The sequence below is a fragment of the Paenibacillus solisilvae genome (assembly GCF_042656405.1).
GTDB classification, from domain to species: domain Bacteria; phylum Bacillota; class Bacilli; order Paenibacillales; family Paenibacillaceae; genus Paenibacillus_Z; species Paenibacillus_Z solisilvae.
In genome coordinates this window covers 14,385-38,850 of record NZ_JBHSOW010000119.1, presented here as the reverse complement: position 1 = coordinate 38,850, position 24,466 = coordinate 14,385, and the positions used below count along the sequence as shown (strand labels likewise).

The following is a 24,466-nucleotide window of genomic DNA, read 5'->3' as shown; positions in this document are numbered from 1 at the left end:
CTTAACAGGCGTTGAATCATTTGCAGTTTGTCAACTTCGTTGAATAGGTGCCAATTTAGAGCTCCATCATCAATCGTTGGTGCAGTGCGGAAATAACCTCTTCATAACGCGGGTCGCCAGTCGGCCAATAAGGCTGCTGGAAGTCGGAGATGAAATCAGGCCAGCTGCGGTCACCAGTGAAACGCGGTAGCACATGCATATGGGGATGTCGAAACTGCCCATTGTTACCACACAAGTACAGATTGATCTTCTCCGTTAGCGGGAATGCAGAGCTAATCACCTGACTTATGCGCCTAACCGTATCGAAGAAAGCTGTATATTGATCGGAGGTCAGTTCGGAGAGATCTTCTGCATGAACTACAGACGCCACAACGACCCGGCCGGGCAAGCTTTGATCTCGATGCAAATAAACAACCGAATCTAGTGACGTCCAAAACCGAATAAAGTGCTCACTCTCGTCCGGCCCTGCACTTAGCCTGCAGTAATAGCAGTTTTTATCCTCGTAAACCGACATAACGATCCCCCCTTTTCAGAACAAAAGACCCGGTGACCGTATCCGTATCGGACAGCGGCCCCCCAGGCTCTTGCATTAGCTATACGTTTTCCCGATTGGAATGCCTGATCCGCTTTGTGAACCATTTTCTAAATTGACAGGCTTGCGATTGCTTCCGCTGTTTTTCAAATGAAGAGCGACCTCTTCTAAATCAGGGAGCCATACGCCCCCCTCTTTCTCCATTGCCCTGCGCATAATGACATCGATCGTTTGACCGAATGGATCAATCGAAGCAAGGACGGCCGGATGAGTCGTCAAGTTAAAAATAAGGCCATGCTCATGAGCGTAATCTACGCCTGCGGATAGCATTCGCAACCAATCTCCTAAGTCTGTGCCATACCCCCGCCAAGCAACAACATCCGTTATGCCTGCCAATGGAAGCTCAAGCAAGCCGCACTCATATTGATAAGGCTGCAGAATTTGCTCACTCTTGTTAAAAGCACTAATCATTGTACTGACATCTACTTTATATACCGAATCAACCGAACCGGCACGATAATGATCTGCAAACAATCCGTCGTTATAATGGGTTGAAACCCACCAGAACCCTTCCTCTTGCAGCATCTTCTGTACATATTCGGTATCCTGTAAGCCGTTTTGAAACCCGCCTGGGGAGCGGAACCCCTTCGGCTCCACCCCTAAACAGTTTTTGATGGCTGCTGTTGTCATTTGTATTTCTTGCCTCACGGCGTCCTGTGCGCTGCGACCGGCCCCACGCCATGGAGCACTCGTAAAGACGCCAGCAAGCTCTGAGATTTCCTGCGCTTTAATGCTTACGTGCGTATAAGTATGGTTGCCTACCGCATGGCCTGCAGCAACCGTCTTCTTGAGATAATCAATATCCGGGTCTTCAAACATGCTACCCACAAGAAAATAATGCGCCTTGGCCCCGTACTTCTCACACTTGGCATTAATAATTTGCTCTACATACACCTTGGTTGCCTGATCGATAGCGCCCTTACGGTGATTCCAAAAACTTGTCCAGTAAGGGAAGTTGGTCACCGTCTCTAAATCAAAACTTAACTGTACAGCAAACCTGGCTCCATTCGGGTACATGGCCCGGACCTCCCACTATTGATAAACTTGTTTAATACAAACCCGGTCCCCGCAAATCGGACACGATAAGCTGTCCATCGCGGCTGATGAACAGCTCAGGGTACTTCTCCTGCACCATCGGCTGGCTAAACGGCAAATATTGACGGCTGTTTGTTTCAGAGCAATCCCACGCAAGCTTTAAGCGACTGCTCAGTCCGACAGAATGAACAAGTGAAATGCCTATATTCGTTAAATCTTGCACGGTGATATAGAGATTATTTCGCTTCGCCCAGCAATAGGTTAAAAGCGCATGAGTGTGGCCTTTGCATGTCTTCAGCGCGACCCCGTTCCAACCATTCCGCTTTAGCTGCGAGAGCGCAGCGAGATCATCGAGGCTTTCATCTGCAAGCAGCGGCTTTAGGTTTGAAATATCGCGCAGCGAATTCGGATCCCCGAATAATTGCCTCGGCGTCGGCTGCTCGATATACTGCAGTGCCTTATAAGTCAGTGGCGATCGTTCGCGCAGCTTACGAAGGAGCTCGACTAACGGCTCCGGGCTGGTAAACCCTTCGTTTGGATCAACTGCATAGACGATCGGCTCCTTGAACCAGCAAGCTTCCGCCGTTTCCGTAGAAACCCGGTACACTTCAAGAATTCGCTCCAAATCGTCAGCTATGTCTGCGCCTTTAATTTTTAGCTTAAGCCAGCGGATGCGGTCGCGGTGAATCCAATCGGTAAGAGCGACAGGCAGTTCATCTCTGACCATATCGCTGGATACTTCCCCTGGAGTAAGCGGATCCTTGACTCCGACGACGTGCTGCACCCACAAGCTCGCTTTAGGCGCTTGAAGGAAGTCTCCGGGATAGCTGCCGCTGTATTCAGGCCCTAGATAATGGCCGAGATCATCATTAAGGAATTCCTGTGTGTACATAGCATAAGCGCTGCGACCAGCAGCTTTTGCCCAGCCGTCATGAAGCGCGGCGTCGAATGGCGACCATGCGACAAGACCGGCAAGTCTAGGCACGTCCACCTGCAGTCCGAATTCATTGCGTATTTCCCGCAACAAATCGGGCATACCCGCTTCAACACGATGGGCAAGCTGTACCGCATCGGCATACTGGCATTCAGCAAGCAGCAACTCTCTCCACCGCAAAACGAAACGCCTCATCAGTTGATCCTTCGTCATATGATCCACGGACGGCTCCGGGAATGCCCATAGATCCGACAGCAGAATGCCACCGAAGCCTTCAGCGGACGAGCCTTTGCGATTTTCCACCATAATCCGAACGCCCGCATAAGTGATGTCGGTAATCTCTCCTGAGCTCAAGGTAAGCGGAAATCGAAGCGTTTCTTCTGTAAACTCCGCTCGAATGTCAACAACACGAATGTCGGTCTCCTTCATGAAGCCCTTCTCCTCCTGTTACACGATCCCCAGTCTTAGCTTGCGATACCCGCTGCTAAATGCGCTTCCATCGTACCCGGCCTCATCCTCTGCAAGCTCCGCGAGCCGTACGTACGTGCCGCCCTGCCTTTTAGATACAGCTGCGGCGATCGCGGCATACTCCGCCTCCACAAGCTCCTCAAGTGGAACGGCTGCCGCATCAGCTCCAGCGAGATAAGGAAGCGATGCCTCAAGCAACGCCCGGTATAGATATCGGCTGTCAGCCTGGAAATGACTAACGTCCTGTCCAGTCACAACAGTAGCATAGAATGGCAACGACCCTTCTACTGCACCAACAGCTACTAACCCTCGCCTGCCGTCGCGCCACACTATTTCTACATGACGCTGACCGCTTTCACCAAGATGGCGTACACCTTCGATGCCTGGCCCCATAATGCCGGCAAGCATCGCATAGGCATGAATACCATAATTAAATTCATCTACGCCACAGCCGGCCGTAACGTACGAAATTCCGCTCGCCGTATGGTTCATCTTCCACTGAACTGTCTCCTGGCAAAATCGTAATGACGAACCTCCGGTAATACGCGCGCCTTGTCGTTCCCATTCCAGCAGGGTACGCAAATGACGTGGATTTCCGGCTAATGGCTTGTCGATCAACACTCCTTTTCCTGCGGCAATAAACGGCGCCGCCCGATCAATGTGCAAATCCCAATTGCAGCTATGGACGATTGCGACATCGACGTCCTCGACCATCTCTGCAACAGTTTGATATACATTAGAAATCCCTTTCTCCAAAGCAAACTGTTCCGCGTACCCATTCGGAAATACCGTGCCGCCGTCAAAAACACCGACAACTTCATGGCCGAGCTCTCGTATAATGGGCAGCCAGTTGCCCGGATGCGACGTATCCAGATCAATTAATCCAATTCGCAGTCTTTTCATATTAGAGCCGTCCTGTCGCAAGCGGCGCGTACAGTTCCGGTCTTCTCGCCTGCATGAGCCGCTCCCTGAGATCAGATTCTCTCGTCACTTTGCTGTCAACAAGCTTGAAGCTTGGTCTGTTTCTCACCACTTCGAGGTCGATGGCCACTGTGTATATGTCTTCCTTGGCATAATCGGAAGCAAATACGGTCTCTCCAGTCGGATCAATGACATTGCTGCGATGAGTAACCTGCGATGTTGGAAAACCATTGGTGAGAATCGTCATATGGTTCTCGATTGCCCAAGCTCTAGCAACACCTTCATTTATCGCATTCGCGTCGTAGCCCCAGCTTTGTGTTTGCAAAATAATCATATCAGCGCCCTTAAGTGCATGAACACGAGGGATTTCCTGGCAATACGAATCCGCACAGATCATAAACCCGACCTTGCCGAAATCCAGCTCAACCGGTTCGATCACTTCTCCGGCAGGGAGCATTTTTTGATACATCATGTTCAGCGGATTCACTTTTACATATTTATGAATAATAGCTCCGTCTCTGCCGAACAGAAGGGACGTATTCATACCGTCGATTCCTTCATTTATGGCGATATAACAGCCATAGTCGCGGGAAATGAGGGAACATCCCTGCAAAAGTTCGTCCAGCCCTTCCGTTTGAGGCCTGCCGTCATCGCCTCGCGAATATTCTGAGCAGACAACGAGGTCTGATCCCCGTCCCGCCGCCAGCTTGATTTTTTCCAAGATCGGTTTATACCAATCTTCCGCCGTGTTTTGGAACGTATCCTTATACGGAATGTGTACGAGAGAGACAACCGGCTTAGATACGAACTGACGGGCTTGCTCCTGATTGTACGGACGACCGAGCGCTTCAAATATACCCCGCTCATTCTGGTGGAACAGGATGCCCCCGGTTCCAAAATTGTATTGGATCAGATTTCGTTTTCTATGCAAGTCCAGCTGGCCTTCGGCATGCCCGCTCTCCCTTCCTGTTCCGGCAATAATTTCTCCACGCATGTCATACACAATGGCTCTTCCGGTATGTTTACCTAATCCAAAAGCATTAAAAGACTCGCTCAAGCTGCCGGAAATATCGATCTCACGATTTGCTCCATGGTAAAGCTCTACATTGCTCGCCATGTACAATGTTTCTTCGCTCGAATAGCTCGAAGCGGCGACATACACATAATCAGCGACCGATCTTCCTTTCAACAGCCGCTGGATTTCTGTATCATCACGCAGGATCGATGGTCCGAGCGAACAGAGCAGCAGCTCCGCGCCTTTGACCGAGTAGATTTCCGCAACCTCCGGAAAATACAGATCTGTACCCGCAAGCAGCGCCACCTTGCCGAAATCAAGCTCAAACACCGGGGTTTCGCTGCCAAGCAACAGATCAAGATCCAATCCTTCGATTCTGTGTGTTTTGATATATTCACCGACAACTTTGCCGTCACGGTCCGTGATTACGGAAACGCAGCTTTGCCGCTCACCCGATTTTCGTAGGACGTTGTAGACGACATAGCAGCGATTCTTTTGTGCAAAATGGTGCAAAAGCTGAACGATACCCGCTTGACCTGCATTATGCTCCTCTTCGATGGCCGTATACTGCGGAAACAAGACGAGATCGATATCCCTGCCCTGGATTTCCGCGAGCTCCTTCTCTACCGCTTGCTGCGCCAATTCGGGAAGAAAACGGATACCGTCATTGATCGGCAGCGAAGTGACGATGATTCTAGCTTTATCTTTCAAGAGATTCCCCACCCTTTCTAAGACTGCTTACTATACCTTCCGCACACTTCTCGTATAATCGTCTCCATTAATTCCACATGCTGCACGGTGTATTTCTCCGTCCACAGCCATCTGATCCAGTTATCCATAAAGTTCACGGCCTCAGGACATACGTTGTTTGCATCGTAATCGATTTTGCGCGACGCGACCGGCATATTATACGGATAAACCATATTTTCCACATTTTCCGCCAAGAAAGGAACACCTGCAGGCAGCACATAATACTTCCCTTGTCCGCATGGAATTCCAGCCTTGTTCAGCTCATTGGCCAAGTCCGCTGGCGTGATTGTAAACTTATCAGGATCGACGCTAAATCCGTACATCCAGTAGCTATGCTCTTTATGCTCGGGTACATGATACGGAATTACACCTTCGATGCCGGTTATTTTTTCATCCAATAGGCGCGCCATTTTTCGGCGATTTTCCACTTGAGGAGGAAGTATCTCCCAGTTTGCCATACACGTAGCAGCCGTACATTGCGGTGCCCGCATCGCAATGCCTCTATAAAGATGCTTTCTGCCGAAGCCAGGAAAATCCTTTGCCCCTCTAGCCTGTGCACGATTCACGATTGTATTGTAAAGGTCTTCATCATCCATGACGATCGCACCGCCCGTATCGCCTCCAAGCGTTTTCTCCGGGTCGAAGGAGAATACGGCAATATCCGCGAGTGAGCCGGAAAGACGGCCGTTATACGTGGCCAGAATACTCTGGCACACATCTTCAATAACGAGAATGTTATGCTTTTTTGCAAGCTCCATGATCGGATCGAAATCGCACGGCAAGCCGAAAAAGTTGACTGCGAGAATTGCTTTCGTTCGCTCAGTAATACACGATTCGATAGTTCGTGCCGATATTAACCCTGTACCTGGCTCTGTATCGCAAAAAACAGGAATATAATTTTCAAACAGTAAGCCGCATAGATCACCGTAGTCTGCAATAGGACTGACGATAATTTCGTCGCCTGGCTGGAAATCAAGCGCGGTAAATAGTGCAAATAGCGCGTTGGTACAGCCGGGAGTCAGCATGCAATATTTACGCCCGTGCGCTTCGGCCAAAATTTTCTCAAAACGTGAATTCATGTCCGATGACAGTCCGGAATCGACCACTTCCTGCAAATATTTCATCGTGTTCGGTCCCATTTCGCGGGGAAACACAGAAGGCAACCCTACGCTCGAAACTATTTGTGATGCAGAACCGTATTTTGCGTCTTTAAGCTTTTCATTTCCAGTCTTCATGGATGAATGGCCACCTTTACGATTTTATGAGTTCAGTACTTCTCTTTCTTTCCACCAACCGCATAAATCCTTCATCAACAAAAATACGACATTTTCATGGGAAACCATATGCTCGATCAGTCCCCTGTAAACGCGTTCCCTCTCCGGATCCTCTTTGATAGATATGTAGGGATGCAGACAAGTCTGGAACATCCCTCCTAATCTATACATCCGATCGAAGCCTTCTTTATAAAACGCAAGCGCCTGATCAGGTGTCATCTTCTCAATCCGATAAACAAAATGATCGTTTGCCACGGTATCCGGAATTTCCAGCAAATTCAGCTTTCTGCCGCGATAGTCCGTCGCATATTGCGGCAGAGATACATAAGTGATGACATGATCGGGTTGATTCCGATTATAGGTTCCGCTTAATTCCCAGCCCTGGAGGTCAGCAATATAGTCGTAGCCCAGGTTCTCTAATGCAAGCCTTGTATCATAGTTGCTATTGTAGCCATGCGTCCGAAATCCTTTGGCATAATCGTGAATGTTAGGAATCGTGGTTTTGAAGCTGTCGATGCAGCGTGATATATCGTCCTTCTGGGTGTAATAATCCCAGCCTTCATTGCTGTAACACGTATCCTGATGCGTGTGAGGACATATTTCGTAGTTGCGGTCCGCCGCTTCGCGCACTTCTTCTGGAAATTTTCGGGCGACATCACCGGTAATAAACCAGGTTGCTTTACCGTCCAGACCATATTCTCTGAGAATGTTCATATTATCGATCATATCCCGGTATTCCCGGTCTGCTCGACCAGGAATTTGGGCGTAGTCGTGTACATCACCAGATAGAACAACAACGCATTTTGCCCCGTCCTGCCAAAGCGGTCTGCATTCAAAACGGTCCGATCCCGTTGTAAGGGCAAAAATGTCTCTGATCAGCAGCATGATCCCGTTATTTCTGACCACATACGGGAACTCCGTAAATGTCGGCACACGCGGCTGTACGACCCACTCCATCTCTCCCAGACAGAGCGGAGTATAGACGATTTTCCCGGCACCAACATCCTTGGTAATAAGCGAGGGCTCCGTCGTCTCCCGCCACTTGCCCCATTGCTCTAAATCCACATCGACGACGGTCACTTCACAAGATTCGCAACACCGCTGAGCCTGCAGCTCAGCGATGTTATCGATCACATAGTCCTTACCTGAACTTTGGTACGTATTGGTGAAGAACAGAATTTCTCCCGTATTCCAATTTCCTAACGTCGTTTCGTCGGAAATGCGCATACATCTGTGCGTATCACCGCGCTTTACTTCTATCACCTGGATACTGCCTAAGTAACTAGCTAGACTGCTGTGCAAGTTTCCGGAAGCAAGCAGCTTCCCTCCGCCGCGAACATAGTGATCCAGCTTTACCTGACTGCTAGATGTGAGCACCTTCAGATCGATAGCCGCCACTAGCTCATATTGATTCAAGTCGAGCTGCTGCATCGTGTCGACATCAACGATTTCGTAGGGAACATCCCAAAAGTCCGCCGACTTGATCCACATTTGCAGCGGAGTCATGCTGTCTTCTTTAAGAAATAATAATTTCTTAATCTCACTTCACTCCTCTCTCAATCGGCACTTTAGGCACGTCATGGCTGAATCGTCGTCGCTGTTATACTTGGTGTGTCTCCGTGAAAATTAGCGTTAGTTGTGAGGATGCTGGACGCACCATCACGTGCCGATAAATGAATATCGCCTGTATTGATTTCCGCATTTGATAAATCAATGGTTTCATTTGCCGTTAAACTCGTATCCCCGCTATTCTTGGTCGTAAAGTGCGTTCCTTTTGCCGAAATGTACGTACCGGCAAGCATGGTTATATTATTGCTTCCCGTCGTTGCGGTGAACGCTGCGTTATCGACGACAACCGGGCCTTTGGAAGAACGTAATATAATGTCGGCATTAGAAGCTTTCGTTCTAATATCCGCTCCGATATAGATCCCTTGAGCCGCGGAATAATCCACCTTGGCATTTTTGAGCTGGTAGCTGAAACTAGAAGGAATAAACAAGATTCCGTCTGTCGCGATCGTCCCATTGGCAATCAAATCGGCAAGAGAATAGGTTGTTGCCACCCCATTAAAGAAGCTTACCGCTTTAGTCGTCACAGGAGCCGAAGCAGATATTGAATAGCCCGTAGAACTGTTGGTGATTGATTGTGCGCTTACTTTAAAAAAGTAGTTACCGGCAGTTATGCTGCTTGGAACAATGAACGGTATAGCAGCATGATTGCTGTTAATCACTCCGGCTGCCGACACCGCAGGTGCTAGAGACACGCCCTCATTGGTGACTAGCTCTACAGATACGGGAGTGTTATTCGCCATGCCCTTTGTATCCACCGTCACCACAACCAATTGCATGGTGTTGGGCTGTTGGGATGTCAGATTTGCAGAGACGGAGTCGATCGATCTTACCACTTGTTTGCCTATTACGTGGATATACCCATCCTCGGCAGGAACAAGGACATCGGCAAATCCGTCGTTATCTGCATCGGCAATAACCGGGTTGCCCAGTGATGCGCCTAGATTCACTTTCCATTGAATTCTCGACTGATTGTTAGCCGCCAATTCGGAATCGCTTCCTCCATTGACCGCCATTACCCAGCCTGTGTTTGTCGTTAAAATAAACTCAGACAAGCCGTCACTGTCAATATCAGCGGAAACGATATCGCGGGTAATGACGTTCTTACCACCAAACTCAGCCTTCAAGTCATAGGTCCACTTTACATTGCCATTCGTCGCGTCATAGCAATATAGGATACCTCTATACTTGTCGTCGCCCCTGTCGTCATCAGTCGAATATTGGAGCGCAATTTCTTTAATGCCGTCACCGTCGACATCGGCCACTCCCTGATTTCTTCTCATAATATCGCTGTCACCAAAATTTTTGGGCGTGTCGTCATCGTTGTATTCGGTTACCGGCATCACAATGTGCCACAATTTATTCGGATGTACCAAAGGCTGTCCTGCAACAGGCAGTTCGTTGCTGAATACTGAAAAGCTGTTGAAGCCGCCGGATATGATGTGCTCTGGACCGGCAGATACCGCATCCTTATCGACATCGGTAATGATCGGTGTGGCATAATAAATGATGCTGTTTTGAGCGACATCTTGAGCAATGTAGTAATCAAGGCGAGTGTTCTTCGATGCTTGATCGTAGTCCAATTTCACATAGGTTTCGAGCGCGATGAAATAGATTTCTTCCGCCCCGTCGCCGTCCGCATCGTAAGCTGCAGCGTTGCCCGGGCTTGGCACCATCGCTCTTTCATAGTGGTATTCGGGATGATTGGCATACGTAACGGAAACTGTCGGCTCCGTTACATAGATCAATTGTTTAGACACTCCGTCAATAATGGCGGAACGGCCGGTAGGATAGGTGTTCTGAAGGGCAACATAGATATCCTTGACGCCGTCGCCGTTAAAGTCCGCCGCGAGCCAATCCAGGATGGCGCCGGCCGTGAAGCCCAGATCTTTACCATGAACATCTTTCGTGAATACATAAGACCAGGCAACATGACCACTGTCGTCAATAACTTTAATTTCAGGCTTGCCGCCCGATGAGCCTGCCACGATAATTTCCTGCTTCTGATCGCCGTTCATATCCGCGATGACCAACGATTTACTGGCACTTGGAGTCGATTTGCCGATTCCGGCCGCTCTCCACATGAATGAGGCGCCGTTCTGACCCATTTTATAGGCAACAATTTCGCTGCCTGTCGGTACGATCATCTCATTGATCCCGTCTTGGTCGATATCGGCGACGACTGGTACGACATCAAGAGGACCACCGCTCGCTCTCTCCCACATGACGCTGCCGTCTTTTCGCAAAGCCGTCATTACGCCAGTGCCGTTGTCCATTAGCAATACGGCATCTCCGTTATTATCTTTCGTATAGGCGACAGGGGCACCGTGACTTGAATCGTAAACGGCCGCTTCCTCATATGCGGTGCCATTAAAGCTAAGTGCTTTGTATTTGCCCCCGGAGTAAACCAATAGATCATTTTTGCCGTCGCCGTTAAAATCATAAACCATTGGCCTATTTAGTCCGGAGCCCGAAGCTGCGCTGATATGATTTTCAGCAGGCTTGCTTGCCAATACGAATGAACTATCGGCCAGCTGCAAAATAGACTCGTACGCTCCGCTGCTGTTTAAGGCCAATACTTCAATCGGCGATTGTCCCGAAGGTCTTCCTTCATTCTCCTTCGTTACCAGCAATTCATATTTGGAATCGCCATTTACATCCTCAATGCCCCACAAATAATAACCGGGAAGCGTAATGTTGCCAGGACTATCGGGATTGGATGCATCGATTACGTGAATGGTCCAATTTCCGGAAGAGGATTCGGTTACCGACTCAAACATACCGTAAACGATCTCTGGTTTGCCGTCGTTGTTGACATCCACTACCGGGTCGTTGACCACTTTCATGACACGCAGCAACCCATCCACCTTTGAAGGCTGACCCGCATATCCAAAGTAACGATCCCAAATCAACGATAAGCCGTTTGCGTTATTGTCAACGACTCCAATGTGGTAGGATACCCCGTCGGCAACAATGATGGCCTCATCGTAAGGATCATTATCAATATTAGTGAGTGTGAAGTAACCGTAGTTTCTTCCGGATTCCGCACCTGGCGGCATCCAGTCGACTTTATATTCGGGAGTTATGCCTTCATCAACTTTACCTGCAGGTTTGAATAACTGAACCTCAGTAAGCTGAACTTGATGCGCACCCGGAGCCCCGAAATTCGAGCCGCTGATATAAAGTCTCAGCTTATCCGTCACGATAGGCTGGCTGCTCAGGTCGATCGTTGCCGGACTTGGGCCTTGAGTCAAGTCCATGCTGGTTCTTGTTTGCCATTCGCCGTTTTGCATCACCTGCACTTCTACATTCGGAGCAGAAAGCGCATGAACAACGATGCTGCCGATTACCGTGCCGGCCGGCAAGTTAAAATCAATCCAGGCGCTTCCTGTCGGTTCATCCTTTGGTGCGCTTATGAAGTACGAGCTTGTATCACCATCGATCAAATTCGAGGCCGGGTAACCTCCGCCTGGATATTCGCTTTCCGCCGTAACGGAGTCAACCGTAATGGAAGTCGTCAATTCAAACAGTTCAATTTCCGACAGCTGCACATGAAATAAATCGTTACCATTTCCGAAACTGCTCTTCTTGATGCTGATTCTGATCTTATTGGTTTCAACCGGTTTGGCGAAAGTAAGCACATTTATGGCTGCAGATGACTCTCCGTCAACCGTCCTTTGAGCTTCCCATTGCTCTTTTTGATTATTCCAGGTTTCAACATTTACATAAGGAACTATCAAGTTATAAAACTTTACACCTTGCAGCGTTTTCTTCTTTGTCAAATCAATCTGGATGACAGCCTCACCTTTATTGCCTGGCGCAGCCTCGGCTTTTTGTTCGCTGATCCAGTAATCGGATGTATTGTCGTTGATCAACATTTCCGGCGTATATCCTGGATTGTTGGAATCTGCGGAAATCGATTTAATCTGATCACGAGCAACCTTGGTCGGAGTTATTGCTGAAAGGATATCTTCACCGTAGGCCTTTACCTCGGTAAACTGAACCTGATAGCTGTCAGTACCGTTTCCATAAGTGCTTGACGTTACATTAATTCTGATTTTATCGGTAAGGACATAGGAGCCGAAATCGATATCGGTTCTGAATTCGCCGTCCTGACTATAATGAGAATCGGATGAGGAAAAGGAAGCACGCGTTACCCAGCCTTCGAGCGGATCCCAGGTTTGCACATTGAAACCACAGCCTTGCAAAGAGTAAGCGGACACTTTGCTTACGTTCTTCGGGCTGGCAAAGCTCAGCTCGACCCAGCCGGTGCCCGTAGTAATCCCGGCGCCTGATTTAGGCTCGCTTATGTAATAGGAGGCTAAATTGCCGTCGATCAGATTGGTTGCCGGATAACCTCCACCCGGATACTCGCTTTCTGCTGTAACGGTTGTAAAGGTAAGCGGATCATGCAAGATTGCTGCCGATTCCTTTTTTGTTCCTATCATTTTGCCATCATAAAGATCGATACCCGCATGCCTGATAATGGCAAGCTCATCATAATTGTCGCCATCCATATTGCCAAAAGCGATGCCCGGGTAAAAAGCGGCTATATTGCCCTCGTTTTCCGAACGGGTGTCTACAATTTTATTCACTAATTCGCCGAAGAAGGAGCCGTCGGCCGCTGTTGAAAACTTATAAATGTAGATAAACGGTTTTTTATAGTTCCATACTGCGGCCTCCTTGTTCCCGTCTTTATCGAAATCGCCGAGTTTAAAACGAGGTTCATTGAGCTGCTCGTCAAGCGCCGCCGTATATAGCAAGGCTCCACTTGCTGCAGACAAAACAACCATTTTTTTATCTCCGAATACTAGAACATCCAAGCTGCCGTCACTATTCAAATCGTCCACGGTATAGACGCTTTTGGCAAGGATAACATCGGACATCCAGACATCGTGTCCGTCCATATCCACAGCAGCGACTCTACCTGCGTCAACCATAACGATTTCATTTATTCCATCGTTGTTGACATCGGCAAACACAGGCGCTTTATCGACCGCACCTTTAATGAAGACCTTGTCAACTTCACTAGCGGTATCCAATTTGCCAGGATCGGGCTGGTAGCCTGAATTGCCTGTATCATTTCTCCATGACTTCCATTGACCTTTCGCATCGACGGCTTGTGCTGAAGAGAAATTCGTTGTAAACCCAAACGACGATAAAAGCAGAAAGGCTGACAAAATGAAAAACATGCTTTTTTTGAACATTACGCATCCCCCAATCTACTGTTTCACACTCCCTAACACGACGCCTTTAACAAAAAACCTTTGTAAAAACGGATATGCGATCAAAATTGGCAATGCACCAATAAATATTTGTGCAGCTTTAATCGATCGATCGGAAATGAGCTGCAGCAGCTCGAGATCCTGAACCGTAATTGACGCGAAATCCCGTTGAATAATGACCGTCTGCAAATAACTTTGGAGCGGATACTTCTCGACCTCATCCATAAAGATCAGTCCATCAAACCAGGAGTTCCAGTGATAGACCATGGAGAATAAAGTAAGTGTTGCAATCGCAGGCAACGATAACGGCACGAAAATTTTAAAGAGCGTTGCCACATGCCCTGCTCCGTCGATTAAAGACGCTTCTTCAAGCTCCTTTGGCAAACCCCGGAAGAAATTGAGCAGAATGATAATATTGAATACCGGAACCGCAGAAGGTAGTATTAATGCCCACAACGAATTAGAAATACCTGTTAATTTAATCATGAAATAGAGGGGGATCAATCCGCCGCTAAAAAGCATCGTGATGACGAATATCCATACATAGACTGTTCGTCCTTTGAATCGGCTTGATTCTTTCGATAACGGATACGCGATCAATATTGTAAGGAGCATATTAATGAAAGTACCGAGAAACAATCGCTTGAAAGAAACGACTAATGCGGTTAAAAACTCTTTGTTAGCTAACACATATTCATAGGATTTCGTAGTAAATCGGACAGGCCACAGGGTAACAAGCCCTGCGGACGATGCCGAGGAAGAACTGAATGAAATCGCCAGTACATGGATAAGCGGAAAAAGGCACAACAGCGCTGCAACTGCTAGAAACAAGTAATTGCACACCATAAACAATTTAAGTCGCCACGAAGTATGAATCATTTTGCTTCCCCTCTTTTTCCGCTTTAAAAGATTCGATAGTTAGCAAATCGGTACGCTAGCAAGTAAGCAGTAGATATGAAAACGAAGGAGACTACCGATTTAAACAATCCAATAGCAGTAGCAGGTCCGAATTGCCCATCAATCAATCCAATTCGGTAAACGAATGTATCGATAATGTCCCCGCTCTCAAACACTTGTGGACTATATAAATTAAATACCTGTTCAAATCCGGCATTCAGGATATTACCCAGGCTTAACGTTGCCATCAGCACGATGATCGGCAAGATCCCCGGAATAGTAACATATAACGTTTGCTTCCATCGATTTGCCCCGTCAACAACCGCCGCTTCATATAAGGTTGGATTAATGGAGGTTAGAGCTGCCAAATAAATGATAGTGCTGAAGCCGAACTCTTTCCATACATCGGAGGCGACTAGCACATAAGGAAACCACGCGTTGCTGCCAAGAAAGAAGATGGGCTCAATTCCGATTTTGACGAGCAGTTCGTTTACGATCCCCGATGAAGGAGAAAGAATATCGAGCAGTACCCCGCCGAGTATGACCCACGACAGAAAGTGAGGCAAATAAATCAACGTCTGGATCCCTTTCTTAAACCATTCCTTGCGCAGTTCATTAAGGAGGAGTGAGAAAACGATTGGCGTTATCAGTCCGGCAATGATTTTCAAGAAGGCAATATAGACTGTATTTTTGAGTACCGTCACTGTGTCTGGCAGATCGAAGATGTATCTGAAATTTTCAAATCCAATCCATTCCGAATGAAAGAATCCTTTAACAGGGATATACTTCTCGAATGCGATAATAATTCCGATCATAGGGCCATAACAATAGATAAGTACTAAGATCAGACCGGGCACTATCATCAGGTGTAATGGCAAATAAGGTGTCCGCATTAATCGCTTCATTCGATTCATGTATATCCCCGCTTTTCCTACTTAGATTTGTACCAATCGTTTACTTCTTTCGTAATTTGTTCCCCGCCGCTCTTATTCCAGCTTTCCACAAATTGATCGAATTCTTCGATCGGCGCACCTGTAATAATTTTCGTAAACGCTACGTCTCTCATCTTTTGCAATGTGGCCATTTTCACACCCATCGTCTGCGTTGCTGTCGAATAGAATTGATTTTCTGTAAACAAGTTGTTCGCCAAGTAGACTTCCTTCGTAATTGCTCTGGCACCGTGCAACCCGTATACTTCATCAAAGCCCCAGAACTTCTCATCCTTGCGCTCCACGAAGTTCATAACCTTTGTATAGGTGTCTTGGGCAATCGGATTTATATCATCGAACTTCTTAGATCCTTCGATAACCGCTTTAATGTCCTGCTGTACATCTACATTGAAGAAGCCCTCGTAGGAGAAGATGGCCGACAGGAGCCACGGCGTATTTCCATCAGGAGTTGTTACATATTTCTCCATCACTTCACGGGACTTGTTCTCATAGAATGTTTTGATCCAGAAATCCATTATTTTCAAGATTGCTTCAGGGTGCTCATACCCTTTCTTAACAACCCAGTAGCCATTTGTGCTCGCTCCAACTTGTGGTGCTGCGGGAGTAGAGTCTATCGACGGAAGCGGATATGCCGTCCAATCGGAGCTCGGGTTGTTGTCTCTTACGGATTGAAGCGGATAGGATCCACCATATGGCGGGTAGTACAAAATCCCGACTTTGCTGGCGGCAAGTGATTCCGAAACCTTTGCGAATTCTTTGACACTGAACTCCTGATCGAGCTGTTTCGATTTATACATTCCTTGCAGCGCTTGCAGCGCCGCTCTCATCTCGGGTTGAATGTCGCTGTATACAAGGTTGCCCGTGCTATCTTTGATCCACAAATCACGATAAGCGTGATATCCGTTAATAAATCCGTTAAGCATAGTCATGCCTTTATCAGCAGCAAGACCAAATGTATCGGCTTTGCCGTTTCCGTCCGGATCTTTAGTAGTAAACGCTTCAGATATTGCAAGCACATCCTGCATGGATTTGGGTGCAGGCAGTCCAAGTTTATCCATCCAATCCTGACGAATAAAGATGACATCAGCAACTTCTTTGTTGGACATTGTATACGGAATACCCATTAGTCTGCCGTTGAATTTTGCCGAATCCATAGCAATCGGTCCGCCGGCTGTCATCATTCTTTTCACGCTTTCGGATGCATACTTCTCATAAACATCGGTTAAATCCTCAATTAATCCGGCATCGTATAGCTGTTTGAATTGAATGTCTGTTACGTTCATGAAATCAGGAATTTCACCTGTTGAAAGCATCAAATTCGTCTTTTGCTCAAGCTGCGTGTCATCTACGACCCACTTATAATTCAGTTTAATTCCGAATTTGTCCAGATAAGCTCTTGTCCATACATTATCGGTCCGTGATTCTCCCTCTGAAAATTTGACCGTCGGGTAATTGACCCCGACTGTCGTCATTTCAATCGGTGGATCGTACTTCTCAGGAACTCCCTGTTCAGTTGTTGTCTCATTTGTCACAGCGGTATCATTCGTTTTCGTTTGGTTCGTGGATGCATCATTGGTTGCAGTGTTTTCAACCTTACTCGTATTTTCCGAAGTGTTGTTTGAAGAACAACCGGAAAGTACAGTGATAGCGATAAAGATTGAGATCAGTGATACAAGTGCTACCTTCTTCATTTGCAATCCCCTCCACATAATAGTGTTCAACTTCTCTCTTATCTTCTAAGTTACACCTCTTTTATATGGAAGGCTTTGAAGAAAGTTAAAGTGTTTTTACACGATATTGACTTTATATTTAGATTCTGAAATTTACTATTTTATATTTCTCTTCGATATCGATATTGACGTCATCTTTGGAACGCTGCCGAAAATCGATAGGTGTAATTCCTTCTTTATTCGAGAAGTATCTGCTCAAATAATGGATGCTGTTAAAGCCAACTACCTCCGAAATTTCAGTTACGCTTAATTCGGAGTCGGTGAGCAGCTCTTTAGCTTTTTCAATCCGCAAATTAATGACATATTGAATCGGTGAAATGCCGAATACTTTGCTGAACACCCGACACAGATACTCTTTGTTTATATTGAACTCGACGGAAAGATCTTCTAATGTAATTTTTTGTGTAAAATGCTTATGAATATATTTCAGCAGATTATTTGCCATTTCATTGCGGATTTCGTTCTCTTTGAAAACAAGCTTGATGTTCTGTTCGCCGCGGCTGTGAGTGGAAACACTGTACGAACGCAAAAGCTGCAGAAGCAGTTCGATCGTCTTCACTGTAATACTTTCCTTGAAATACATTTTTTTGCCTAACGCTTCTTCCACTAGACTATTGAACATTCTCTTAATATGTGTACTTGCATTACTCACTCGGATCGGCAGTTGTTTGAGATCATTGATTAATGAGGGATCATGCGTAATAAACTTCAATTCGATCGCTTTCATCGGGTCAGATAGATTCGAAATGATTTCATGATAAACTCCCGGTTGATATAGAAAAATATCATTTTCGATCACACTATTGTGCTTGCCATCCACGATCATAGAACCGCTTCCATCCGTAATATAGAGAATATGATGAAAATTATGGCAATGATTCTCAACATGAGGTTCGTATTTATAGTTGCAGCGAGAAACACAAATAATGCTAGTCGTATCAAATTTCATGATCCTACCCCCGTTGCCGTAGTTTGCTTTATCCAATCTGCTCACTAACAGCAAATATTTTGTCAATTATCCAGTAAGCATGTGAAATTCCAATTCATAAACGATTACAGCGTAAATGGTCAGATTTTCCTCTTCGACTTCGCGCAGCTCCTTCAACTGCTTCTGTTGGCCCGGATCACCATTTGCTTTTCCAAAAATCGCTTAGCTGTGTCTAAAATTTCACCTTGTTTTGCCGGAATCCTCAGCCTCTACCGAAGACTTCCGATATACGGAAGCAGCATGCTTGTCTGCTGGACGGCTTGCACGATCACTACGCTAATTTGCTCCTCCATCCACGATACATAGTCGCTTTCGTCGGATTAGCCGAACAGGTCCGTCGTAAGCGGGCCGGAATGCGTATGGGTAGCGAAAATATAAATATGTTCTTCTTGCAGGCCGGTCTCCTTTGCTGTTGTCTGCCTGATGCCGGGGATGGTGCTGGTTGCTGACAAAAAGCACGTCGACGGTCACAAGTACAATTGTGGTGTTATCATTATTCCAGGGCCATCGCCTGGACGTACAGATCGAGCACCCCGGCAGACTGTTTAACGCCGGGGTGTCCGCCCATAATAAACCGGCAGCGCAGCCAGTTCACATTGTCTCTGGATGCGGCTGCTTCTTACCTGAAACCGGAACAAGTCCTCTGGCAGATAAATGAATTCACTCGTTTCGCTAGTTTGTAGAGAAATGTCAATTTGGAGGACGGCAGAGCGGGCATTGGCTGCTGCAGTTGTATGTACTACCTGTCATACTTATACAACCTGGAGATGCCGCGTCCAACATGACACAAATGGAGGGCCTTTATTTCTCCTTATGCGATCTCCTCGTTTCAGGGAAAAAATGTTCCATTTCATGATGATTTTTCATAAAGATTGAGAGGAAACTAAAGTCTGAAAATTCTAATTTTATTAGACATGTAGATGATTACCCCCTTATTTCGGAAAAAATTATATAACATAATGACGTTATATACATGTTAAGGAGACAATTATAAAGGGTTAAATATTGAGAGGGAATATAAAGTAATCGTTTTCTTTCTATTGATAGAAATAAATCAAGATTTGATAAGTGCATTAGAACATTTCACCATCGAATCTTTTATGAGATTTAATTAAATATGTTAAGTATTCTTACATGATACAAACACAATTTACGGACGTCAATAACTTATTTCACAAACCGATTCGATTGAATTCTACGCGAAGTCGCAAACTCACATGACTACCATTCACAATTGCGGCTGATCCTCGATTAACGATTTTCCACTCATTCTGCGAAAATATGGGATATTAGTAGTTTGACGTTTTAATGGCTATCATCTTTTGATAATATCGGTGAAAGCAGCACGAACGGCTGTGTCATTGGGCAGGGGTAACATCAATGAACGTTGAGGAGTTGCATGAGGAGGAGCTGGAGATATTTCTGATTTGGCTTAAAGACCGCGGCTATTCGCAGGATACCCAGACCAGTTACATGCACGATGATGTTCGGACATTTTTAAGCAATAACCCGGATAAGCCTAACGGCACACTGCGGAAGATCGACGAAATGGCCCATCTTACCCGAGGCCGGAAAGCCGGATCTGGTGATCGTGCGCGAAATCGATCTCTTTCGGCGATCAGCCTGTTCTTCAAGGTCATGATTGAATTCGAGCGGATCGAAGTCAACCCGGCCAATGACGGATTTCCAGACTCAATCCGGCCAACTGGCTATCTTGGGCAAGGGACGGAAATGGCGTTATATCCCTTTACCGTCCTTCTTGATTGAACTACTTCACCAATGTCTTGCCGAGCGACTACATATACTAGAAAGTGCCAATCAATTTAACATTAGCTCGAAGCGTTCGAGGCGTATGGGTTTCGAAGCTCGATGAGACCTGTGCGATAACCGCTTTTGAGCAACCAGGATGCATTATGCAAACAGGGCTGAAAATGTCCAGCCAGAACGGCATCCGCATTAACAGAGGCCAATCGTTTAAGCGAGTTCAGGTAAAGCTCAGGATTGTAGTCAACGGCAATGGAAGCTCCTAATTTGGCTTCTCCGTTGAGTCCGGCCATTATAGTATCCCCTGTGAACAAAACTGTTTTTCCATCCATGATTAACTTATATGCCACCGACCCCGTTGAGTGGCCCGGGACATGCAGAACCTCAAATTCCAATCCGGCAACCCGGATTACATCATTATCCTTCACTTTTCGATTGACTTGGCAGGGGACGAATGTGTCTTCGTAACAATAGGGGATTGTTCTTTCGTCAGCGAGTTCGATCCCCTCGGCATCCACGAAGCCGGCTGTAATTTCAGCTCCTTTTGCACTGAAGGCATGCGCATTTCCGCTGTGGTCGAAATGAGAATGGGTCAGTAAAAGTTGGCTGACGGGGTAATCGGATAATCCCCATAAAGACAAATTCTGCTGGATCATCTGCAGTTCGGACGAATTCGTGCCCGAATCGATGAGAACGACAGCATTATCCCCCAAAACCGCGTATGCATTAGGATGAATGCCGTAGGGCTGTCCACACACTTGATAAATTCGATTCATTAGCTGCATAAGTAATCCTCCTTAGGTTCGATCGGCAAAAACTTTTCAAGCCTGGCGATTCATATGATTCAGCATAGACAGGACTTCCTCTCTAAAAACACACGTTATTCCCGTCATCATATGTTACTTATACTAACATCGGTAAAATATACAATCAATACACTTTTAATATTAAGTATATTCATATCATTCATCGGATGTTTTTTTAGTTTGTGCAATCAATAAAATAGAAAGAGAGCCAACCTTGAATCCCGATGTGCTCCCATTATCAAGGTCTTATTTCATAAATCCGCTTAGATATTACAGGCGGTCATCGATTGTCAACGTATAAACATATTGAATAGGTCCCTTGTAACCCCCAGTTCGATTATGAACATCTCCGCCTGGCCGTCATGGCTGGCGGGAGCATTTCCCGTTGTGGATTTCTGCTTCAGATCATGTTGAAGCATAAAAAACCTCTGGATGCCAGGTGAAGTGCACCCCTTAGAATAGAAATTGGAAAAACCCCTTGGTTATTCCGATGAATTTCTGGGGTGTATTTTTTTATGGCGATTAAAGGGTTCAAGCATTTAAACATTAATTCATGATTCAGATCAGGAGGCTCGTCGACCAACGTAAATACACCGTAAGCCAATTGTGCCAGTTTCTGCAATTGTCCCACAGTGGCTACTAACATTTTCTTAAACGGTTAAAAGCGGCAGGAAATGGGCTTGAAATCGATCATCCGTCGTAAAAGCAAATCAAAGCCGCAAGGAGATGGCTCAGACCCTCATGTGGCTGAGAATCTATTGAAACGCGATTTCAACGTTGAAGCCCCGAACCAAAAGTGGGTAACAGACATCACGCAGTTAGCTATTGAAGATACGTGGCTGTACGTATCAGCGATTAAAGATCTGTGTTCCAAGGAAATCGCTGTCTCCTGCATAAAAAACAAGGCCTTCTTCCCACGCAATGATAAACGGGATCCAAAGGCCCTGCTCGTTAAAGAAATGAGATTTTACTTGTTTGTTTCCGTGAAGCCGTAAAGGTTACCATCAAAAGCTCCGATGACCAGCGTATTTCCGGAGATTGCCGGAGAAGAAGCCACCCACGCACCGATTTCATAGGACCACTGAGTTAGTCCTGTTGTTTTGTCAAATGCATGCAGGAAGCCGTCGTTGGAACCGATGTACACCGAGTTTCCAGTGACTGCAGCCGAGGAAATGATGCCACCTTTGGTCAGGGTGCTCCAAACCTTCGTACCCGTTTTGGCGTCAAGCGCCGCAACGTATCCGTCAGGGAAGCCCATGTAGACGATTCCGTCCGTTACAGCTGGGGAGGAACCGGTCGTTTTGCCGGCAATATAGGTTGCCGAATCGCTGTTCTCGCTGGTATAACGCCATTTCTCATCGCCGGTTTGCGCGTCGAGGGCAACCAGCAAGCCGCCACCGTAACCCATATAAACCATGCCGTCCGCTACTGCAGGCATCGAATGCATCCAGCCGCCTGCTGGTTTCTTACGCCACAATTCTAGGCCCGTTTTGGCGTCAAGTGCGATAATATAACCGCCGTCGGCACCTACATACACTTTGCCCGCTTCCACGACAGGGGATGATTCGGTAATCCAGCCTCCGGCTAGCTTGCTCGTCCAGAGCACTTCACCCGTGCGTGCGTTCAGCGCCATGAGCTGGCCGCCGTTACCGGTGCTGTAAGCCTGGTAAACCGTTCCATCAGCTACCGTAGGAGAATAGTACATCCAAGCTTGTTGAACTTCACCTTTGCCTACCGTTTTTACCCAAAGCTGTTTGCCCGTTCTCGAATCGATTGCATACAAGCTACCGCGAATTGAAGAAGCGTATACAATGCCATCAACAACGGCAGGAGAAGCTTGTACTTGCGCATTGGTCTTGAATATCCATTTTTCTTTTCCGGTTTTTAAATCAACAGCAATGACGCTGTTATTCTTTGAACCGTTCTCGTCTCTAGTTCCGACATAAACGCTGCCATCAACAATAGCAGGAGAAGAGGTCAGAATCGTTCCTGGGGTCAAATGGCTCCACGCCAATTTCAGATTGGGGGAAAGTTCATCCAAAGCTTTACCCGTGTGTTGGGCGTTACCGTGGAACATCGGCCAGTTCGCTCCACCTTGAGGCACAACCGCTTGAGACGCTTTCACTACATTGAAGGTGCTGCTTTTGGACCATGTTTTGTTGCCGTCGTCGTTAACGCGGACCTCAACGGTATGCTGTCCGAGCTTCGTTTTTCTGGAATCCCACTTGTCGGTCCAGGTCATTTCATTGCTTTGGGAAAGCTTCTTCCATGCCCCGCCGTCGATCCGGTATTGGGCGGAAATCACGCTGCTCGACGTATTGTAAGCATTGATCTGAAGTTGCACGGAGCCTTGCGGAACTTCACTTCCCGGAGCCGGATTGACGATCGTCAGGCTCTCCTCGACACCATACATTTTAAAAGGATTCTCTACATTATTGCCTTTAAAGTTGATCACCCGGAAGCCGTTTGGCGTCTGGTCGATTGTATAAGCGCTGGAGTTGGTGGTCACGTGCTTCGCCGTAGGGATCGTATCCGTGTCGACATCGTTCACGTGGGTATGACCCATAAGCACCATACGCGTATTATATTGGCTCAGCAGGTCGATATATTGTTTGGTGTTATCCGCCGGGGTTGGGGTCTGCGGTGTATTTAAAGGCTTATGAACAATGACAACTACTTCTTTTCTTTTAGCATTTTGCTCCAGATCCGCTTTTAACCATTCCAATTGATCTGGCTCGCTCATGCCATTCGTATTTTCCAGCGTGATAAAATGCTTGTTGCCGTAATCATACGAATACCATTCCGGTCCCAAATAACTGCGGTAACGGTCAATCCGCTCTGCGTAGTTTGCACCGGATTTAAAGTCGTGATTGCCCACTGCTGGGTAAACCGGTACCTTGGAAGTCGCCGTACTTGCCATATAATCGGCATATTCCGCGTCGGTAGCCTGATTCGTTAAGTCTCCACTAACAACGATAAAGGAAGGCTCTGCGGTTAACCGGTTAATCTCCGCCAGCTGACCTGTAAAACGCTCCCGGTTGTTCGTAGATCCCGCTTGCACATGGACATCCGCCACGCCGGCAAAGGTAAAGTTCTCCTTGGCCGATTCCGGAGTCTTCAACAGGGCGAAATTTTGTTCGCGCTGCTCGCCCGGTTGGAGATTGCCCAAAGTTTGATAAAATTGCGGTACCTTATACTCATTCGAAGTTACGCTGTATCCGCTCGGCGTCGTGACGAATACGATGTCCGTCAAGCGTCTTTCTGTATCCACCGTAAATGTATATTTTCCGTTGTCATCCGTATGGACGATCGTTCTTCCATCGGAAACGCTGATTCCTTTAAGGCCTATCTCATTCGTGTCTTGCTTGCCGTTTCCGTTTTTATCCACAAAAACGATTCCGCTGACTACAGCATTTGTATTTTCCGCGAGAACCGGTTTGATCATAACCGCCAAAGCCAATCCGGTCATGGTAACGACGGCAATGGTCCGAAATTGTTTCTTATTGCTCTCGAAAGTTTTCTTCAATAATTTCATTGTGAAATTCCTCCTG

Annotated in this window: 16 protein-coding genes; 2 read left to right on the top strand and 14 right to left on the bottom strand. The window is 46.8% G+C overall.

What is annotated here, in order from left to right:
- Nucleotides 1-55: 55 nt before the first annotated feature.
- The 12 genes from ACFPYJ_RS29885 to ACFPYJ_RS29830 all read right to left on the bottom strand — a co-directional run bounded on the left by ACFPYJ_RS29885 (nucleotide 56) and on the right by ACFPYJ_RS29830 (nucleotide 18,306).
- Complete coding sequence (locus ACFPYJ_RS29885; RefSeq protein ID WP_379191909.1) at nucleotides 56-514, bottom strand: HIT family protein; 459 nt, start codon at nucleotides 512-514, stop codon at nucleotides 56-58.
- A 75-nt stretch (nucleotides 515-589) separates the two neighbouring features.
- Nucleotides 590-1,609 (bottom strand): polysaccharide deacetylase family protein, encoded by a 1,020-nt coding sequence (locus ACFPYJ_RS29880; protein WP_379191908.1) that lies wholly within the window; start codon nucleotides 1,607-1,609, stop codon nucleotides 590-592.
- Between the two features lie 31 nt (nucleotides 1,610-1,640).
- A complete protein-coding gene (locus ACFPYJ_RS29875) occupies nucleotides 1,641-2,990 on the bottom strand; it encodes an enolase C-terminal domain-like protein (protein WP_379191907.1) in 1,350 nt (449 codons plus the stop codon).
- 18 nt (nucleotides 2,991-3,008) lie between these two features.
- A complete protein-coding gene (locus tag ACFPYJ_RS29870) occupies nucleotides 3,009-3,932 on the bottom strand; it encodes a Gfo/Idh/MocA family oxidoreductase (protein WP_379191906.1) in 924 nt (307 codons plus the stop codon).
- Nucleotide 3,933: 1 nt separating this feature from the next.
- Nucleotides 3,934-5,676 carry a carbon-nitrogen hydrolase family protein gene (locus ACFPYJ_RS29865; protein WP_379191905.1) on the bottom strand — a complete coding sequence of 581 codons (1,743 nt, stop codon included), beginning with the start codon at nucleotides 5,674-5,676 and terminating at the stop codon, nucleotides 3,934-3,936.
- A 17-nt stretch (nucleotides 5,677-5,693) separates the two neighbouring features.
- Nucleotides 5,694-6,950, bottom strand: a complete 1,257-nt coding sequence (locus ACFPYJ_RS29860; RefSeq protein WP_379191904.1) for a DegT/DnrJ/EryC1/StrS family aminotransferase — start codon at nucleotides 6,948-6,950, stop codon at nucleotides 5,694-5,696.
- Between the two features lie 24 nt (nucleotides 6,951-6,974).
- On the bottom strand, nucleotides 6,975-8,495 hold the full coding sequence (locus ACFPYJ_RS29855; RefSeq protein ID WP_379191903.1) for a polysaccharide deacetylase family protein: 1,521 nt from the start codon (nucleotides 8,493-8,495) through the stop codon (nucleotides 6,975-6,977).
- A 71-nt stretch (nucleotides 8,496-8,566) separates the two neighbouring features.
- Nucleotides 8,567-13,762, bottom strand: coding sequence for a discoidin domain-containing protein (locus ACFPYJ_RS29850; RefSeq protein ID WP_379191902.1), 5,196 nt, complete (start codon nucleotides 13,760-13,762; stop codon nucleotides 8,567-8,569).
- A gap of 15 nt (nucleotides 13,763-13,777) precedes the next feature.
- Nucleotides 13,778-14,659: a carbohydrate ABC transporter permease gene (locus ACFPYJ_RS29845; RefSeq protein WP_379191901.1), complete on the bottom strand. Its 882-nt coding sequence runs from the start codon at nucleotides 14,657-14,659 to the stop codon at nucleotides 13,778-13,780.
- Between the two features lie 23 nt (nucleotides 14,660-14,682).
- Nucleotides 14,683-15,591, bottom strand: coding sequence for an ABC transporter permease (locus tag ACFPYJ_RS29840; protein ID WP_379191900.1), 909 nt, complete (start codon nucleotides 15,589-15,591; stop codon nucleotides 14,683-14,685).
- A 17-nt stretch (nucleotides 15,592-15,608) separates the two neighbouring features.
- Nucleotides 15,609-17,318: an extracellular solute-binding protein gene (locus ACFPYJ_RS29835; protein ID WP_379191899.1), complete on the bottom strand. Its 1,710-nt coding sequence runs from the start codon at nucleotides 17,316-17,318 to the stop codon at nucleotides 15,609-15,611.
- Between the two features lie 118 nt (nucleotides 17,319-17,436).
- Complete coding sequence (locus ACFPYJ_RS29830) at nucleotides 17,437-18,306, bottom strand: AraC family transcriptional regulator (protein WP_379191898.1); 870 nt, start codon at nucleotides 18,304-18,306, stop codon at nucleotides 17,437-17,439.
- 1,419 nt (nucleotides 18,307-19,725) lie between these two features.
- On the opposite strand from ACFPYJ_RS29830, the gene ACFPYJ_RS29825 reads away from it, so the two are divergent.
- A complete protein-coding gene (locus ACFPYJ_RS29825) occupies nucleotides 19,726-20,112 on the top strand; it encodes a site-specific integrase (RefSeq protein WP_379191897.1) in 387 nt (128 codons plus the stop codon).
- A 62-nt stretch (nucleotides 20,113-20,174) separates the two neighbouring features.
- Here ACFPYJ_RS29825 and ACFPYJ_RS29820 read toward each other — a convergent pair whose 3' ends face one another.
- Nucleotides 20,175-20,894, bottom strand: a complete 720-nt coding sequence (locus tag ACFPYJ_RS29820; protein WP_379191896.1) for an MBL fold metallo-hydrolase — start codon at nucleotides 20,892-20,894, stop codon at nucleotides 20,175-20,177.
- A 701-nt stretch (nucleotides 20,895-21,595) separates the two neighbouring features.
- Between ACFPYJ_RS29820 and ACFPYJ_RS29815 the strand changes: the two genes are divergently transcribed.
- Nucleotides 21,596-21,910: a hypothetical protein gene (locus ACFPYJ_RS29815; RefSeq protein WP_379191895.1), complete on the top strand. Its 315-nt coding sequence runs from the start codon at nucleotides 21,596-21,598 to the stop codon at nucleotides 21,908-21,910.
- Here the strand turns inward: ACFPYJ_RS29815 and ACFPYJ_RS29810 are convergent.
- Entirely contained in the window at nucleotides 21,883-24,450 is a 2,568-nt protein-coding gene (locus tag ACFPYJ_RS29810) for an outer membrane protein assembly factor BamB family protein (protein ID WP_379191894.1), read from the bottom strand. The two genes, ACFPYJ_RS29815 and ACFPYJ_RS29810, sit on opposite strands and share 28 nt — an antisense overlap.
- Nucleotides 24,451-24,466 lie beyond the last annotated feature (16 nt).